This is a genomic window from Acetobacter estunensis (genome assembly GCF_011516945.1).
Classification (GTDB): domain Bacteria; phylum Pseudomonadota; class Alphaproteobacteria; order Acetobacterales; family Acetobacteraceae; genus Acetobacter; species Acetobacter estunensis.
This window is the reverse complement of sequence record NZ_WOTH01000011.1, coordinates 18,807-35,500: the sequence shown is the minus strand read 5'-3', so window position 1 is coordinate 35,500 and position 16,694 is coordinate 18,807. Positions and strand designations below refer to the sequence as shown.

The 16,694-nt window shown below is 59.7% G+C and carries 15 protein-coding genes; 13 read left to right on the top strand and 2 right to left on the bottom strand.

All coding sequences use genetic code 11. The features are described from left to right. Positions 1-24: 24 nt before the first annotated feature. The 8 genes from GOB87_RS07290 (at position 25) to GOB87_RS07255 (ending at position 9,143) form a co-directional block, all read left to right on the top strand. On the top strand, positions 25-981 hold the full coding sequence (locus tag GOB87_RS07290; protein WP_166314401.1) for an alpha/beta hydrolase family protein: 957 nt from the start codon (positions 25-27) through the stop codon (positions 979-981). Between the two features lie 262 nt (positions 982-1,243). Continuing rightward, positions 1,244-2,104: a sulfate ABC transporter permease subunit CysT gene (gene cysT / locus GOB87_RS07285; protein ID WP_166314398.1), complete on the top strand. Its 861-nt coding sequence runs from the start codon at positions 1,244-1,246 to the stop codon at positions 2,102-2,104. Beyond that, positions 2,101-2,925, top strand: coding sequence for a sulfate ABC transporter permease (locus GOB87_RS07280; protein ID WP_166314395.1), 825 nt, complete (start codon positions 2,101-2,103; stop codon positions 2,923-2,925). The genes cysT and GOB87_RS07280 overlap by 4 nt, the downstream gene beginning before the upstream one ends. Further along, positions 2,922-3,986: a sulfate/molybdate ABC transporter ATP-binding protein gene (locus tag GOB87_RS07275; protein WP_166314392.1), complete on the top strand. Its 1,065-nt coding sequence runs from the start codon at positions 2,922-2,924 to the stop codon at positions 3,984-3,986. The genes GOB87_RS07280 and GOB87_RS07275 overlap by 4 nt, the downstream gene beginning before the upstream one ends. Before the next feature lie 132 nt (positions 3,987-4,118). Beyond that, positions 4,119-4,457, top strand: coding sequence for a DUF2849 domain-containing protein (locus GOB87_RS07270; protein WP_166314570.1), 339 nt, complete (start codon positions 4,119-4,121; stop codon positions 4,455-4,457). After that, a complete protein-coding gene (locus tag GOB87_RS07265; RefSeq protein WP_242006224.1) occupies positions 4,447-6,159 on the top strand; it encodes a nitrite/sulfite reductase in 1,713 nt (570 codons plus the stop codon). Before GOB87_RS07270 ends, GOB87_RS07265 begins: the two co-directional genes overlap by 11 nt. Then, the gene (locus tag GOB87_RS07260) at positions 6,146-6,655 is read left to right on the top strand and encodes a DUF934 domain-containing protein (RefSeq protein ID WP_166314389.1); all 510 of its coding nucleotides are present in this window, start codon (positions 6,146-6,148) and stop codon (positions 6,653-6,655) included. The genes GOB87_RS07265 and GOB87_RS07260 overlap by 14 nt, the downstream gene beginning before the upstream one ends. Before the next feature lie 250 nt (positions 6,656-6,905). Then, the gene (locus tag GOB87_RS07255; protein ID WP_166314386.1) at positions 6,906-9,143 is read left to right on the top strand and encodes a TonB-dependent receptor; all 2,238 of its coding nucleotides are present in this window, start codon (positions 6,906-6,908) and stop codon (positions 9,141-9,143) included. A gap of 56 nt (positions 9,144-9,199) precedes the next feature. Here the strand turns inward: GOB87_RS07255 and GOB87_RS07250 are convergent, their stop codons facing one another. Next, positions 9,200-9,463 (bottom strand): DksA/TraR family C4-type zinc finger protein, encoded by a 264-nt coding sequence (locus GOB87_RS07250; RefSeq protein WP_166314383.1) that lies wholly within the window; start codon positions 9,461-9,463, stop codon positions 9,200-9,202. Between the two features lie 546 nt (positions 9,464-10,009). Between GOB87_RS07250 and GOB87_RS07245 the strand changes: the two genes are divergently transcribed. The 5 genes from GOB87_RS07245 (at position 10,010) to GOB87_RS07225 (ending at position 15,513) form a co-directional block, all read left to right on the top strand. Continuing rightward, entirely contained in the window at positions 10,010-11,206 is a 1,197-nt protein-coding gene (locus tag GOB87_RS07245; RefSeq protein WP_166314380.1) for an NAD(P) transhydrogenase subunit alpha, read from the top strand. Further along, positions 11,203-11,535, top strand: coding sequence for an NAD(P) transhydrogenase subunit alpha (locus GOB87_RS07240; protein WP_166314377.1), 333 nt, complete (start codon positions 11,203-11,205; stop codon positions 11,533-11,535). The genes GOB87_RS07245 and GOB87_RS07240 overlap by 4 nt, the downstream gene beginning before the upstream one ends. Further along, entirely contained in the window at positions 11,532-12,956 is a 1,425-nt protein-coding gene (locus tag GOB87_RS07235; protein ID WP_166314374.1) for an NAD(P)(+) transhydrogenase (Re/Si-specific) subunit beta, read from the top strand. The genes GOB87_RS07240 and GOB87_RS07235 overlap by 4 nt, the downstream gene beginning before the upstream one ends. Before the next feature lie 71 nt (positions 12,957-13,027). Beyond that, a complete protein-coding gene (gene adhP / locus GOB87_RS07230; RefSeq protein ID WP_166314371.1) occupies positions 13,028-14,056 on the top strand; it encodes an alcohol dehydrogenase AdhP in 1,029 nt (342 codons plus the stop codon). Between the two features lie 65 nt (positions 14,057-14,121). After that, complete coding sequence (locus GOB87_RS07225) at positions 14,122-15,513, top strand: NAD-dependent succinate-semialdehyde dehydrogenase (protein WP_166314368.1); 1,392 nt, start codon at positions 14,122-14,124, stop codon at positions 15,511-15,513. 164 nt (positions 15,514-15,677) lie between these two features. Here GOB87_RS07225 and GOB87_RS07220 read toward each other — a convergent pair whose 3' ends face one another. Continuing rightward, on the bottom strand, positions 15,678-16,496 hold the full coding sequence (locus tag GOB87_RS07220) for a mechanosensitive ion channel family protein (protein ID WP_194303258.1): 819 nt from the start codon (positions 16,494-16,496) through the stop codon (positions 15,678-15,680). Positions 16,497-16,694: the final 198 nt, after the last annotated feature.

Genomic DNA, 16,694 nt, shown 5'->3' with positions numbered 1-16,694 from the left:
ACGACGATGCCGGGAAAGCGAATAATGAAATGGAATGATGTTCTGATCGTGGCAGGGGTTCTGGCCGTCGCGATACCGCAGGCTCACGCGGCAAAGAGCTTCGTCACCTCTCACGAGGAAAGCCAGACACCCGACACTCACGCGCCGATGGACGAGACGGTATTCCGTATTCCCGTGGAGGATGGCACTCCGCTGGAAGCCACTCTGCTCGTTCCCCACGGCGCGAAGAAGCCTCTGCCCCTTGCCATCGTCAGCGGCGGCGCGTCCGGTGTCTCGGAAGACGCGCGCGGCAAGCGCGACCGCTACGACTATCTCTCGGGTTATTTCCTTGCCCGGGGCTATGCGGTGCTGCGCCCCATGCCGCGCGGCTTCGGCGGCTCGGGCGGGCACATCATCACCGGCGGCTGCGATCTGGCGAGTGTGGGCTGGTCGGATGCACAAGACATCCGCACTGTTATTCAGACCGTGCTCGAACAGCGTTCCGAACTCGACGGTACCCGCATTGTCACAGCGGGGATCAGTTTTGGTGGATGGGTGCAGATGGCATTCGGCACGACCCCCCTGCCGGGCATGAAAGCCCAACTCCTGTTCTATCCCCTGATGCACGAATCCGATTGCCACGATGACGGACAGTCACTGGTCGAAGGCGCGCGCGTCTTTGGCGAGCGCAGTGAACTGCCCACATTGTGGATACAGGGCGAGAACGATTCCAAAGCGCCCACCGATGTATGGCAGGCCATGTTCGCCGCGTATCACGACGGCAACGACAAGGCCGAGCTTCTGGACATCAAGAAATTCGGCAACGATTCGCACGCCATGCTGCTCGACGCCCACGGGTTGAAACCCTGGCAGGACAAGGCGGACGCCCTGCTGGCACGAGTTGGCCTGCCGTCACAGGTAGTGGACCCACGCTATCTCCCGCCGGGGAGCACCAATCCTGACAAACCGAAGGCCGCATCAGCCGGGAAAAGCACAAAATAAAATAGTTGATAAATCGGGTTCCACGGAAGGGCTTGCGGGAATAACGCGCAGGTTCTAACGTGAGTTTGTCAAAATAAACGATTGACGAACGTTATATATCACCCGGGAACCCGTTGATGTCGGCCAGCTTTCCGTTTTTCACGCTCCACGGCGTCTGCCTTCATCGGACAGCCCACGTGGCCCCTGCACCGACTGGCTCTTCCCATCCGGCATCCTTTCCAAAGAAGTGGTTGGTCTCGCTTCATGGAAGCAGCCCCGCCCAATGACTGTCGCGGCTTCACTGCGATCCCGTCGGGCGCGTGATCCCCTGCCCGGATTCCGGCTTGCGCTCGGGGGCACCTTGTTGTGGGTGGGGCTGATCGTGGCCCTGCCCCTGACCGCCCTCATCGTCCGGCCGTGGCAGGAAGGCCCAAGCGCCATGCTGGCCGCCCTGCATGACGGGCGTATGTTCGCCGCCCTGCGCGTGAGTTTCACCACAGCCCTTCTCGCCGCTCTCATCGACGTGCCGCTCGGGCTGACCCTCGCTTGGGCGCTGGTGCGCGGACGTCTGCCCGGACGCCGCATTGCTGACGGGCTGATCGACCTGCCATTCGCCATCCCTACGGCGGTAACAGGCATTACGCTGGCCACGCTCTATGGGCCGCAAGGCTGGCTGGGCGCACCGCTGGCGAAACTCGGTCTTTCGATTGCCTATTCCGCGACCGGTATCGTCGTGGCGCTGATGTTTGTCGGGCTGCCCTTCATCGTGCGCAGTGTGGAACCCGTGCTGCGCGATCTGCCGCCAGAACTGGAAGAAGCCGCAGGCTTGCTCGGTGCGCGGCCATGGCAGACCGTCTGGCGAGTTATTCTTCCCACCCTGCTGCCAGCCGCCGTAAGCGGCTTTGGTCTCGCTTTTGCGCGCGGGATCGGAGAATACGGCTCGGTCATCTTCATCGCAGGCAATCAGCCCTATCACAGCGAGATTGCACCGCTGCTCGTGGTGGTGCGCTTGCAGGAATATGACTATGCGGGCGCGACCTCGATCGCTTTCGTGCTGCTGGTGATTTCCTCGCTCTGCCTTGCCGCCGTGGCGTGGCTGCGCCGCCGCGTGGCCCGCGGTCTGATCGTGGGAGCGGACGAATGATCGGATCGTCACGCTGGGGACTGGCCGCGCTCACATGGGCGATCATCGCCGTCATTCTCATCCTGCCGCCCGTCCTCGTCATGACCGAGGCGCTGCGCAACGGCGCGGGCGCCCCCATTGCGTCTCTGGCGGACCCGGATGCCCTTTCGGCCATCCGTCTGACCTTGGTGATGACGGCGCTCTCGGTGCTCATCAACACCATTTTCGGCGTGCTGGCGGCGTGGGTGATCTCCAAATACCGCTTCCCGTTGCGTGGGTTCCTCGTAGCGCTGATCGAACTGCCCATAAGCGTCTCGCCCGTGGTGGCGGGCCTCGTGTGGCTGCTGCTCTTCGGCACGCAGGGCTGGTGGGGAGAGGCTTTGGACCGGATGAACATCCACATCGCGTTCGCAGCGCCGGGCATCCTTCTGGCCACGTTGTTCGTCACCTTCCCTTACGTCACCCGCACCATCGCACCGCTGATGGAACAGCAGGGACGTGATGCGGAAGAGGCCGCCATGCTGCTCGGTGCGTCGTTTTTCCAAATCCTGTGGCGCGTCACGCTGCCCGAAGCACGCTGGGCGCTGCTCTCGGGTGTGTTGCTCACCACCGCCCGCGCGATGGGTGAATTCGGCGCGGTCTCGGTCGTCTCGGGCCATATTCCGGGCATGACCGAGACCATGCCTCTGCACATCGAGACCCTCTATAACGGTTATCAGACCGTCGCCGCCTTCAGCATGGCCGCCCTTCTCGCCCTGATGGCCATGGCGACGGTGGGCCTGCGCTCGCTGCTCGAAGCCCGCGCCAGAGCCAGCCTTCAGACAAAGGACACCGCGCCATGAGCGTGAGGATCGAAAACCTCGTGCGCACAGCCCCCGGCAATGCCAGCAAGGTGCTGCTCGATGGCGTGTCGCTGGACGTGCCGGACGGCTCGTTCATGGCCCTCGTCGGACCATCGGGCGCAGGCAAGACGACGCTTCTGCGAGCCATTGCGGGATTGGACGCTTTCCAGTCCGGCTCCGTGGTGATCGATGAACGTGACGCCACCGGCCTGTCCGCGCGTGACCGCAATATCGGCTTCGTGTTTCAGAACTACGCCCTGTTCCGCAACATGACGGTGGCGCGCAACATCTCGTTCGGACTGGATGTGATGTCGCGCTCGCAACGTCCGCCGCAGGCCGAAATAGACCGTCGCGTGCAGGAACTTCTCGATCTTATCCATCTGCCCGACATGGGCGGTGTGTGGCCGCAGCGGCTTTCGGGCGGCCAGCGGCAGCGCGTGGCGCTGGCCCGTGCGCTCGCCACCCGCCCGCGTCATCTGTTGCTGGATGAACCCTTCGGCGCACTAGACCCGGTCGTGCGCCGTTCGGTGCGCGAATGGCTCCGCGCCCTGCACGACCAGCTTGGCCTGACCACCATCCTCGTCACCCACGATCATGAAGAGGCGCTGGACGTCTCGGACCGACTGGTGGTGATGCAAGACGGTCGTATCGTGCAGGACGCAGGCCCCGACGCGCTGGAAGCACGTCCCGCCACGCCGTTCGTGATGGAGTTTCTCGGTGAAACCCTGAAATTCGCGGGACAGGTCTCAGGCGGCATGTTCATTCCTGCTGACCCGCATGTGGCACGTTTTTCCGTGCCGGGGGTTGCGGATGGGGAGATCATAGCCCTTATCCGTCCGCATGAGGTGCGCATCACCTCCGCCGTCAATGGTGCGCCGGCCCGTAAGGTGGGGCTGCGTTACGGCTTTGCGCGGCTGGCCGTGGACATGGGCGACCGCGTGGTGGATATCCTCAGCGCTACACCGTGGGATGTGGGCGAGAGCGTGGAACTGCACATCGACGCCGCGCGTCTGTTCAGGAATGGACGCATGGTGGAAGAGCGCTGCGACGGCTGGGCCTGAGCAGACAATCACATTCAACGAATCAGGATCGTTCAATATCGCTTTCCTGTTGTATTCATGGCTCCTTGGACGTAAAATTAGCAATGAGAGTCCGCCATATGCGGACACAAGCGGGAGAGTGTTTTCGAAGTGGTGGACATCAGGAGCAACCGGCGCGACGCCGACGGACAGAGCGTCATCACCGCCAACCGATTGCTGGACGGCATCACGGTCTGGCGTGCCGCCGATGGCTCATGGCGCGAGCATATTGCCGAGGCTGCCCTGATCTCCAACACCGAGGTCGAAGGCCTGCTGGCCAGCCTGAAGACGCAGGCGCAGTCACTCGGTCTCGTGGGTGTCTATGGCGTGCAGGTGACGGAGGAGCCGGGCCACGGCGTCGTCCCCGTCACGGTGCGCGAACGCATCCGCGCCTTCGGGCCGTCCGTACACCCCGAGTTCTCGCCCCAGAAGGAGGCGCAGCATGTCGGTTGAGACCATGATCCGCAACGAAACCGCCCCCCGCATACTCCCCGTCGGCCGCTATGGCTATGACGAAGTGGATCGCGCGTTTCTGCGCGAGCGCATCGAACAGTTCCGCGATCAGGTAAAGCGCCGCGTCAGTGGCGCGCTGACTGAGGACGAGTTCAAGCCGCTCCGCCTGATGAACGGCCTCTACCTCCAGCTTCATGCCTATATGCTGCGCGTCGCCGTGCCTTACGGCACGATGGACTCTGCACAGATGCGCGCCCTTGCCCGCATCGCGCGCGAGTACGACCGTGGTTACGGGCACTTCACCACGCGCCAGAACATCCAGTTCAACTGGATGGCGCTGGAAGACACACCCGCAGCACTGGAATTACTCGCAGAAGCCGAGATGCACGCCATCCAGACCAGCGGCAACTGCATCCGCAACATCACATCCGATGAGTTCGCCGGGGCCGCGCAGGACGAACTGCTCGACCCGCGCGTGCATGCCGAGATCCTGCGGCAATGGTCCACACTGCACCCCGAATTCACCTTCCTGCCGCGCAAATTCAAGTTTGCCATCACCGGCAGCCCGCATGACCGCACGGCAGCGCGCTTCCACGACATCGGGCTGATCGCCAAGCCCGGCCCGCATGGTCGCCCGGTGTTCGAAGTGTATGTGGGCGGCGGTCTGGGTCGCACCCCCATCGTGGGTGTGCTGCTGCGCGACGATCTGCCGGAAGAAGACCTGCTCGCGTATCAGGAAGCCATCCTGCGCGTGTACAACGAATTCGGCCGCCGCGATAACATCTACAAGGCGCGCATCAAGATTCTTGTGCAGGCGCTTGGCGCGGAAGAATTCCGCAGTCGCGTGGACGCTGAGTTCGCGGCCATGGACCGCTCGCGCTATCGCCTCAATCCGGATCTGATCGCCGCCATTCGCGCCCGCTTCGGCACACCCGATTTCGCATCCGAGGGCGACGCGCCCGCACAGCTTACCAAAGCGCGTGCTGCCGATCGCAAATTCGACGCATGGGTGCGCACCAACACGAACCCGCACAAGGCGCCGGGCTATATATCGATCGTCGTCTCCCTCAAGCCTGCGGGCGGTATTCCGGGTGACGTGACGGCGGATCAGATGGATCTGTTGGCCGATCTGGCGGACGAATACAGCTTTGGCGAAATCCGCGCCACGCATCTTCAGAACGTGGTTCTGGCGCATGTCCGTCAGGACAAGCTGCATGAGGTGTGGACGCGCCTCTCCGCCGCTGGCCTTGGCACGGCGAATATCAGCTTCATCACTGACATTGTTGCCTGCCCCGGCCTTGATTACTGCGCGTTGGCCAATGCCCGCTCCATTCCCATCGCGCAGAAGATCAGTTCACGTTTCGCAGACCCGGAATTACAGGAGCGCATCGGGGAATTGCGGATCAACATCTCGGGCTGCATCAATGCCTGCGGTCATCACCATGTTGCGCATCTGGGCATCCTCGGCGTGGACAAGCGCGGAGAGGAAGCGTTCCAGATCACGCTTGGCGGCTCGGGTGAGGAAGACGCCTCCATCGGTCAGATCCTCGGGCCGGCCATGAGCGAGGACGACACGGTCGAAGCGGCGGCACGCCTGATCGACTTCTATCTCGTCAACCGCAAGGATGATGAGCGGTTCCTCGACACCTATCGCCGCCTCGGCACCGCCACGTTCAAGGATGTTGTCTATGCCCCTGCTTGAAAATGGACGTCCAGTCCAGAACACCTGGCGTTATGTGGCCGAGGGCGAGGCGCTGGACACAGGTGATATCATCGTGCCGCTGGAGCGCCTGACAGAAGGGCTGGCGCATATGGGCGGGCGCGTCGGCGTGCTGCTGCCGGCAGATGCACAGGTGTCGGCGCTGAAAGAAGCGCTACCGAAACTGGCTCTGGTTGCCGTAACCTTTCCCATCTTCCGTGATGGCCGCGCTTTCAGTCAGGCGCGCGCCCTGCGTGAGCACCTACACTTCACAGGTGACATCCGCGCTACGGGACATGTGCTGCCCGATCAGTACGAAATGCTGATCCGCTGCGGCGTGAGCACGGTGGAGGTGCCCGATGGAACCGATCTGAGCGTGTGGGCACACGCATTGGATCAGTTTGATGTGGCAATGCAACCCTCCCCTGTGCTGGACGAGAAACCTACCGGCTTCGCCTTCCGGCGGTTGCTGGACCGCGTCACGGAAAAAGCGGGCTGAAGCCCGCTTTTTCTTTGCCATGTTCCAACAACAGCAAAGAACTCATTCTATTCTTCAGAACCATAACGCACAGAAATGCAGAATTCGTGCGTTCATGCTGGTTCTTCCGCCCTATAATCACTAGCCTTTTCTGCAAAGCCAACTCTGAGTGAGGCACACCATCACGACACATGGGCAGTCCGGCCCCATTGTTGCAATTGATTCTTAGAATCGTTATATGCGCCCGTCTGACACGAAGAGAGATGTCACCATGACTGGCCACATCACATCAGGGCTGAAAGAAAAGTTGTCGAACCGCACAACATTTCTTCTGGCAACAGCCCTCCTCTTGTCGTTGAGGATACACCCCGCCCATGCTGCCGAAAGCAGTGTGAATACCGCTGCCACTCCCGCTAAAACGCGCCCTTCCAAAACTCCTCCGGCGGAAACGGAAGCGACACGTGTCGAACGCATCATCGTCACGGCGGCACGAGGAAACCGGATGTATGTCAGCAGTGGTGGCAACCTTGGCATTCTGGGAAAAAAGCGCGGTATTGATGTCCCTTTTAGCGTTCGCAACTACAAATCCTCTCTGATCGAAAATCAGCAGGCGCAAACGCTTGGGGAAGTGCTCGACAACGACCCGACCGTACGCACCACCACCGGCTACGGCAATTTTGCGCAGGTCTTCCAGATCCGTGGAAACGTGCTCTACGGCGACGATGTCTCGATTGACGGTCTGTATGGCATTACGCCGCGTCAGCTTGTTTCACCGCAGCTTTACGACAATGTGCAGGTGCTCAACGGTGCGAACGGCTTTCTCTTCGGCGCTGCTCCGGGTGGCTCCGGTGTGGGTGGCAACATCAATCTTGAGTTCAAACATGCCCGCGAGAAAGACCTGACACGTGTCACTGGTGATTACACAAGTCCCGGACGCGGTGGCGGGGCCGTTGATATCAGTCGGCGCTTTGGCGATGAGCGCCAGTTCGGCTTCCGTTTCAATGCGGCCGGCATGGATGGTTACGATGCCATCAATTTTGAAAAGCGCGACGACATCGCCCTTGGTGGCGCATTCGACTGGCACGATGAAAAAACGCGCATCAATCTCGATATGGCCTATCAGCAGCAGGATATTTACGGCGGCCGCGCTGGCATTCTGACATCCGGTCTGGACGGCGTTATCAAGGCTCCTCGCGCACCAAGCCCCTCCCATAACTGGTCACAGAAATGGGCATATTCCAATCTCAAATATCTGTTCGGCATGATGAACGTCGAACATGATTTTGATAAACACATTACCGCTTATGGCTCATTTGGCGCCCAAAGCGGCAATGAAATGGGAGACTATTCAACGCCGACCCTTACGAATGCCCGCACGGGAGATGCCACCATCGGCGCCATGTCCGATGCCTATAATTTCATGAACGAGAGCGTCAAAGCTGGCGTGCGGGCAAACTATAAGACAGGCCCGATCAAGCATGAGATCAACGCTGGCGCGGACGCCATTTGGCAGGACATTGATTCGGCCTACACAATGAACTGGGCAAACACGTACACTGGAAATATTTACGACACAAAGGCGATTAAAAATCATCTCGAAGACTATTCGGGAGGAAGTCTAAAAAATCCGGGTCGCGTGGGTTTCAACAAGCTCTACAGCTTTGTCCTGTCCGACACGATGAAGTTCTGGGGAGATCGCATCGCGCTCACAGGCGGCTTTCGATTCCAGAACATCCTTGCCAACAACTACGATTATGGAACAGGGAACAAGAACGCAAGCTACGATCAGCACGCATTCTCTCCCGTCATCGGGCTTGTCATCCATCCCATCAAGAACTTCGCACTGTATTTCAATCGTATTCAAGGCCTTCAGAAAGGCGATCTTGTCGGCGCAAACTATGTAAACGCGGGCTATTCATTCGCCCCCTACCAAAGCACCCAATACGAAGTCGGCGCTAAATACGATATCGGCCGCTTTGCCGTAGGACTTGCGTTTTATCAGCTTACGCGCCGTTATGGCGTAGCCGAGGCCTATGGAACCACCGGACAATCAATCTATACCATCGCCAATGAACGCGCCAAAGGCATGGAACTCACCTTCAATGGGGATATTCTTCCCGGCCTTCGCTACAACGGTGGTATCTCGCTGATCGATGCCAACACCAGAGGCGGTCCCTATAACGGAAAAACCGCCATCGGTGTGCCGAACTACATGATTAACGGCAATCTCGAATACGATGTGCCTTTCCTCAAAGGACTGACCGTTATCGGGCGTGTGGTCAGCACAGGCAAACAGCAGGTTACGGTCTCCAACTCCATGCATCTTCCCGCATGGACCCGATTTGATCTCGGCGCCCGCTATGTCTTCCTTGTCGATAAAAAGCCGATGACGGCACGCTTCAGTGTCGAGAACATCAATAACCAACGCTACTGGGCATCCGCTTATCAAGGCTATCTGACAATGGGTGAACCTCAGACCTTCAAGTTTTCGCTCTCAATGGATCTATAAGATCAACGGGTTCCCCCTCTTTTTCTGCAACAAAGAGAAAGAAAACGGCCCCGTAATCAGCGCAACTGGCTGTCCTTACTGCCGCGTCGGTTGATCCCACTGAATACAGGCTGCTTGTCACGCTCGGACTGGCATTCGATGCACAGTTTCACACCCGGCACGGCCTGTCGTCTGGCTTGGGGAATATCGTCCCCACACTCCACGCACTGCATGGCGCTCTCTCCCTTGGGGATGTGCGCCCGCACGCGTTTGACCGCGTCTGCCACGGTGTCATCAATCTGATCCTGAACGGCTCCGTCGGGAGCCCAGCCGGTAGCCATCTGCGTCTCTCCTAATATATGCAATTCCTGTTATTGCGTCTTTTGCTGGAAATATTCCACTCTCAATACGACATAATACTGTGTCAGAGCGTCCTTCCATCCGTTTCTTACGCCAAGGGCATTTTCTTCCCTCTCCTGCCCCAGACATCATATAAAGTCCCACGCGAAGAGTGAGCGAGAACCAGTTGCCACCAGCATCCGCCTCATGTCCCTAGCTCCCTCCTCTAAAGAGCAGGGAGGTGGAAATATCTTTCCGCCGGAAGCCTTCCCCATTCCACCGACATGAAATCTTCATATCAGTCGAAAATCGCACATGAAAAAGTGTCACTTGGCCAATCTGAAGGCCGAATGTCTTTCCTGTGCAGGGAAACTGGATGAACTACGCAATCCTGCCTTCGTTGCAGAAGTTGATACACGTCAAGGAGCCTTGCCGCACAGGTTGATAACAGAGTCGTTAGCGTCCTCGGGCGTTCGGCGGGCAAGCCCACTGGCAACGTCAGCACTTGCCGACCGCAGATAGCCACAACCCAGCATGGACAACTGATCATGAGCCTTACGATCGCCGCGATCAGGGAAAAGGACGAAGGAGAACGGCGCGTTGCGCTGGTGCCCGTCGTTGCGGAGCGCATCAAGCGTCTGGGGGCGTCTGTCGCCCTCGAAGCCGGAGCCGGTCTCACTTCCTATTTTCCCGATGCCACCTACAAGGACACCTCCATCGTGGAAGACGAGAAATCCCTCGTCGCTTCCGCCGATATCGTCCTTGCGGTCAATCCCCCCTCTCCCGACCTTGTGCAGGTCATGAAACCGGGAGCCATCCTCATCTCCTTCATCTACGGGCGCACTCATCCCGATCTGGTGAAGGCACTGCGGGACAAGAAGATTTCCTGTTTCGCAATGGAGCAGATCCCCCGTATCAGCCGCGCGCAGGCCATGGACGCCCTGTCCAGTCAGGCCACGCTCGCGGGCTACTACGCCGTGCTGCTCGGCACCGTGCACATGCCCAAGATTCTGCCCATGATGACCACCGCCGTTGGCTCTCTCCGGGCCGCGCAGGTGCTGATCATGGGTCTTGGTGTGGCCGGGCTTCAGGCGCTGGCGACCGCCCACCGTCTCGGTGCGGTGACGGAAGGCTATGACGTCCGGCCGGAAACGAAGGATGAAGCCCACTCGCTGGGTGCGAAATTCGTGGATACAGGCGTGGACGCCACCGGTCAGGGCGGGTACGCCCGCGAACTGACAGACGCCGAAAAAGCCAAGGTGAAATCGGTGCTGAGCGATCATATCGCGCGTGCCGATCTCATCGTCACCACGGCTGCGGTCCCGGGCCGCCGTGCACCACGTCTGATCGACGCGGACCAGATCGCGAAGATGAAGCCCGGCTCCGTCATCGTGGACATGGGTGCCGAAGGCGGTGGCAACTGCGAAGGCACCAAGGCGGGTGAGACGCTTCAGGTCGGGCCCGCGCTGATTATCGGCCCGACCAACCTGCCGTCCTATCTCAGCGAGCAGGCCAGTGAGCTGTATTCCAAGAACATCCTCAATCTGCTCGAACAGATCATCAAGGATGGCAAGCTGACACTGGACCTGACGGATGAGGTGATCGCCAAGACACTCGTCACCCATGACGGCAAGATCACCAATGATGGCGTGCGTGCCGTGGTCGAGGGCACACCGGTTGCCCCGACACCTGCGGCTCCGAAGCCTTCTCCGGCCCCTGCTGCGCCGAAAGGACCGACGTCATGATCATCACCTCCATGACTTTCATCATCGCCCTCTACATCTTCATGCTGGCGGCGTTCACAGGTTACGTGGTCATCAGCCGGGTGCCGTCGATCCTGCACACACCGCTGATGTCCGGCTCGAACTTCATTCACGGTATCGTTGTGGTGGGCGCGCTCAGCGCCCTGCTCTCGGCCACCACGCTGGCGGAACAGATCATCGGTTTTTTCGGTGTCCTGTTCGGTGCGGGCAACGTGATGGGCGGCTATGTCGTGACCGACCGGATGCTGGCCATGTTCAAGCCCAGTGCCACCAAGCCGGCGAAAAAGTCTGACGAAAAGAGCGCATCATGAATCTGCTCGAATACATTGTGGCCCTGAGCGGTCTGGTTGCGTCCGGACTGTTCATCTACGGCCTCAAGGGCATGTCTTCGCCGGTCACGGCTGTCAAAGGCATCGTCATCGCGGGCTGGGGCATGGCCTTCGTGGTCGTGGCCAGCTTCCTTCAGGTCTTCAACCTTCCCGAAGATGTGCTGCCGCATCTTCCCGTCAATCTCGGGCTGGCTGTCCTTGCGCTTCTGCTGGGCGGCCTGTGGGCGGGCCGCAAGGGGCGGACAGTCCCCATGACGGCCATGCCGCAGATGGTAGCGCTGTTCAACGGCATGGGTGGCGGTTCGGCTGCGGCCGTGGCAGCGGTGGCGCTTCTGCACCACGCGGGCGGCTCGGCCCTGCATCTGGGCGTGACCGTCACGGGCGCGCTGATCGGCTGTATCTCGCTCACCGGTTCACTCATCGCGTGGGCCAAGCTTGACGGCAAGATGCGCAATCCCATCCGTTTCGGTGGGCAGAAGGTGTTCAACCTCGCCATTTTCCTTGGCACCGTCGTGTTGGGCATCATGACCGTCATCGCGCAGATGAACGGAGCGCCGGAAGGCGGCCTGTACGCCCTCCTGTTCTTTGCTGGCGCACTGTTCTTCGGGCTGTGCATGACGGTGCCGATCGGCGGTGCGGACATGCCGGTGGTGATCTCGCTCTACAACGCCTTCACCGGTCTGGCCGTGGGTCTCGAAGGCTATGTCATGGCCGATCCCGCACTCATGATCGCGGGCATGGTCGTGGGTTCGGCTGGCACACTGCTGACGGTGCTGATGGCGAAGGCCATGAACCGTTCGATCACCAACGTGCTGTTCAGCAACTTCGGTGCTGCCTCCCAGCAGGCCAAGGGACCGCAGGGCGAGATGAAATCGGTCGACCCGGCCGATGCCGCCACCACCATGCGTTATGCGTCGAGCGTCATCATCATTCCGGGCTACGGTCTGGCGGTGGCTCAGGCGCAGCAGAAGCTCTACGAGTTCGTGAAGCTGCTTCAGGCAGCGGGCGTGGACGTGAAGTTCGCCATCCACCCTGTTGCGGGTCGTATGCCCGGTCACATGAACGTGCTGCTCGCCGAAGCCGGCGTGCCGTACGACATGATCTACGACATGGACGACATCAACGACAGCTTCAAATCCACCGACGTTGCGCTCGTTATCGGCGCCAACGACGTGGTCAACCCTTCCGCACGCACGGACAAGTCTTCCCCCATCTACGGCATGCCGATCCTCAACGCCGATCAGGCGCATCAGGTCTTCGTCATCAAACGTGGTCAGGGCACGGGCTATTCGGGCGTGCAGAACCCGCTGTTCTTCGCGAAGAACTGCTCGATGGTCTTTGGTGACGCACAAGCCGTGCTGAGCAAGATGGTTGAAGCTGTGAAGGCACTGGGAACCAACTGATCCCCACCCCTGCCACTCCGGTGGCAGGGGTTTTTCATTTCAGGGATCGGACAAAAGAAAGGAAAAGGGACATGGCAGGCAAGATGAAAGCGGCGGTCGCCCACGAGTTCGGCAAACCGCTGACAATCGAAGAGCTGGACATTCCCACGATCAATCAGAACCAGATCCTGGTGAAGGTTGACGCCTGTGGCGTCTGTCACACGGACCTGCACGCCGTGAGCGGCGACTGGCCCACCAAACCCAAACCCCCATTCATCCCCGGCCACGAGGGCGTGGGCCACGTCGTGCAGGTTGGCAGCAACGTCAACTGGATCAAGGAAGGCGATGTGGTCGGCGTCCCGTGGCTGTATTCGAGCTGCGGTCATTGCGAGCACTGTCTGGGTGGCTGGGAAACGCTGTGCGAAAAGCAACAAGACACGGGCTACACCGTGAACGGCTGCTTCGCGGAATATGTCGTGGCCGATCCGAACTACGTGGCGCACATTCCCAAGGGCGTGGACCCGATCCAGATCGCACCAGTGCTGTGCGCGGGCCTGACGGTCTATAAAGGTCTGAAAATGACCGACACCAAGCCCGGTGATTGGGTGGCGATCTCGGGCGTGGGCGGTCTGGGCCAGATGGCCATTCAGTACGGCGTGGCCATGGGCAAAAACATGATCGCCGTCGATATCGATGACACAAAACTGAAGACTGCCAAGGAACTGGGCGCGGCGTTGACCGTAAATGCCAAGGACACAGACCCCGCAGCCTTCGTGCAGAAGGAAGTCGGCGGCGCTCATGGCGCGCTGGTGACGGCCGTCTCCCGTATCGCCTTTTCACAGGCCATGGGCTATGCACGACGCGGTGGAACGATTGTTCTCAATGGCCTGCCGCCGGGTGAATTTCCGGTGTCGATCTTCGACATGGTCATGACGGGAACAACGGTCCGCGGATCCATCGTGGGCACGCGTCTCGACATGATCGAGGCGCTGTCCTTCTTTGCTGAGGGAAAGATTCACAGCGTTGTGAAGCCCGACAAACTGGAGAACATCAACCGCATCTTCGACGACCTCGAACATGGTCGCATCGACGGACGCGTGGTGCTCGACTTCCGGAACTGACGTGCTTACCGTGCCTGTCCTCAGGCACGGGTTTCCCCTCGCGCAGAAGAAAAAAGGAACAGAGGATGGCCTACGCAACAACCAATCCGTTCACGAATGAACAGATCAAGGTGTTCCCCAATTCGACCGACGCCGAGATCAACACGGCGCTGGACGCAGCCCACAACGCCTTCCTGTCGTGGCGCACGACCTCCTTCGCTGAGCGCGCGAAGGTCATGCAGAATGCTGCCGACATCCTGCGCGCCAACATTGATGACTACTCCAAGCTGCTGACGCTGGAGATGGGCAAGATTTTCGCAGAATCGAAGGCCGAGACGGAACTGTCCGCCGCGATCTTCGAATACTACGCCAAGAACGCCGAGAAGCTGCTGGTCCCGCAGGATCTGCCCGTCGCCAGCAAGGACGAGGGCCGCGCGAAAGTGATCCATCAGCCGCTGGGCGTGCTGCTGGCTGTCGAGCCGTGGAACTTCCCGTTCTATCAGGTCGCGCGCATCATCGCGCCGCAGCTCTCCGCCGGTAACACGGTCGTCCTTAAGCACGCTTCCAACGTGCCGCAGTGTGCTGCCGCCATGGACGAGTTGATGATCAAGGCCGGTCTGCCCAAGGGCGCGTTCCAGAACCTCTACCCCACGCACGATCAGGTCTCGCGCATCCTTGCCGACCACCGCGTGCGCGGTCTGGCTCTGACAGGCTCCGAGGGCGCTGGCGCACGTCTGGCCTCCGAAGCCGGTCAGGCGCTGAAGAAGTGCACCATGGAGCTGGGCGGCGCGGATGCTTTCATCGTGCTGGAAGATGCCGATCTGGAGAAGACCGTGAACTGGGCCGTCTTCGGACGCCACTGGAACGCCGGTCAGGTCTGTGTGTCCTCCAAGCGCCTGATCGTCGTGGACGGTGTCTATGACGAGTTCGTCAAGCGCTACCGCGAGGGCGTGTCCAAGCTGAAAATGGGCGATCCGATGGACCCCGCCACGACGCTGGCGCCGCTGTCTTCGCAGAAAGCCGCTGACGATCTGAAAAAGCAGGTCGAAGGTGCGGTTGCCGCAGGCGCAAAGGCAGAAGAGATCCCGCTGGAAATGCCCAATCAGGGTGCGTTCTTCCGTCCGGTGATCCTCACCAACCTCAAGGATGACAACCCGGCGATGCGCGAAGAGTTCTTCGGCCCTGTCACGCTGCTGTTCCGCGTGAAGGACGAAGCCGAGGCGATCCGCGTGGCCAATGACAGCCCATATGGTCTTGGCGGTTCGGTCTTCACCAAGGACGAAGCCCGTGGCGAGCGCGTGGCCGAGCAGATCGAAACCGGCATGGTCTACATCAACCATCCGACGATGGTGAAGGCGGACTTGCCGTTCGGTGGCGTGCTCCGTTCCGGCTTCGGCCGTGAGCTGATCGACCTAGGCATCAAGGAGTTCGTCAATCACAAGCTGATCGACGTCGTCGATATCGACGCGCCGTTCTGATTGCGGTGACAGGAGCGACGTCTCCGGTCGCTCCACTCTGAATGTAAAAAGGCCCGGTCTCGCAATTTGCGGGACCGGGCCTTTTTATGTGCGACATCGGATGACAGAGAGATCAAGGGGCGGTTATCTCTTCACCCTTTCTCCTGAACCCGATCCGGCATGCTTCATGCTGCCGCTCGTGCCGTTACGCCAAGACGATAGCCAGCTTTCTGAAGCACTTTGATGGACTCCTCGGAATATTTTCCAACCAGTGATGAAACATCTCCCGGAGCACACCAGAACCCAAGCGTCACCTGAATATTTGCAGGCTTCGGCAGGAAGGAGACCGAAGGTGCTGGATCTTTAAGCACTCCTTCGTCCTGCTCCGTTAACCCCAGAAGCAGCGCGCGGGCCTTGTCGAGATCGTCATTGTAATCGATCAGCAGGCTTACAGACCCCAGAAGCCTTTCCGACTCCGAACTGTTGACCACGATGTTGTTCGACAATGTTCCGTTGGGGATAAAGATTATCTCGTTATTCGCATCGAGCAGGACAGTGCGGAACATCTCGATCGACGTCACCGTACCGGAGCTTCCCCCTGCCGTGATCGAATCACCCACCTTGAATGGACGAAACAGAAGAATCAAAACACCGCCAGCAAAGTTCGCAAGACTACCCTGCAACGCCATGCCAACCGCCAGACCTGCGGCACCAAGAACCGCGACAAACGACGTCGTCGCAATACCGACCATGGACGCCACGCTGATCAGCAGAAGAGCTTTCAGAAACAGCCCGACGACACTCAGCAAAAACCCACGCAGTGTCGGCTCTATATGACTTGCCGACATCATGCGACCCATCGCGCGGGTCACTGCGTTGACAAGTTTCCAGCCGATAAAAAGAACAATCAAGGCCAGTATAAACTGCCCCACATATCCGAGCACGACAGGCAGAAGCCCGTTCAGTTGTGACCAGATGGAATAAACCTGATTTCCCATAACCATCCCTGAAGTATCGTTTGCGTTTGTCGCACCGCAATGCGCAACGTTCGCCTTCTCGAAACATCGTAGGATATTTCTGTGCTGCCCGTCACCATTTCGCCCTTACGGGATGATTGCAGAGGTGCGTCCCGCTCCTCGCCTCCGGCCACTTTCGGCAAAACAGAACCAAACGCCATTCAACAAAAAAACGGAGACAGCATT

Bases quoted from the DNA above. Each gene is read 5' to 3' on its own strand.
- GOB87_RS07235 (WP_166314374.1), top strand. From the start codon at position 11,532: ATGAATCTGCTCGAATACATTGTGGCCCTGAGCGGTCTGGTTGCGTCC.
- GOB87_RS07240 (WP_166314377.1), top strand. From the start codon at position 11,203: ATGATCATCACCTCCATGACTTTCATCATCGCCCTCTACATCTTCATG.
- GOB87_RS07265 (WP_242006224.1), top strand. From the start codon at position 4,447: ATGTCGGTTGAGACCATGATCCGCAACGAAACCGCCCCCCGCATACTC.
- GOB87_RS07220 (WP_194303258.1), bottom strand. From the start codon at position 16,496: ATGGTTATGGGAAATCAGGTTTATTCCATCTGGTCACAACTGAACGGG.
- GOB87_RS07290 (WP_166314401.1), top strand. From the start codon at position 25: ATGAAATGGAATGATGTTCTGATCGTGGCAGGGGTTCTGGCCGTCGCG.
- adhP (WP_166314371.1), top strand. From the start codon at position 13,028: ATGGCAGGCAAGATGAAAGCGGCGGTCGCCCACGAGTTCGGCAAACCG.
- GOB87_RS07225 (WP_166314368.1), top strand. From the start codon at position 14,122: ATGGCCTACGCAACAACCAATCCGTTCACGAATGAACAGATCAAGGTG.
- GOB87_RS07260 (WP_166314389.1), top strand. From the start codon at position 6,146: ATGCCCCTGCTTGAAAATGGACGTCCAGTCCAGAACACCTGGCGTTAT.
- GOB87_RS07255 (WP_166314386.1), top strand. From the start codon at position 6,906: ATGACTGGCCACATCACATCAGGGCTGAAAGAAAAGTTGTCGAACCGC.
- GOB87_RS07250 (WP_166314383.1), bottom strand. From the start codon at position 9,463: ATGGCTACCGGCTGGGCTCCCGACGGAGCCGTTCAGGATCAGATTGAT.
- cysT (WP_166314398.1), top strand. From the start codon at position 1,244: ATGACTGTCGCGGCTTCACTGCGATCCCGTCGGGCGCGTGATCCCCTG.
- GOB87_RS07245 (WP_166314380.1), top strand. From the start codon at position 10,010: ATGAGCCTTACGATCGCCGCGATCAGGGAAAAGGACGAAGGAGAACGG.
- GOB87_RS07280 (WP_166314395.1), top strand. From the start codon at position 2,101: ATGATCGGATCGTCACGCTGGGGACTGGCCGCGCTCACATGGGCGATC.
- GOB87_RS07275 (WP_166314392.1), top strand. From the start codon at position 2,922: ATGAGCGTGAGGATCGAAAACCTCGTGCGCACAGCCCCCGGCAATGCC.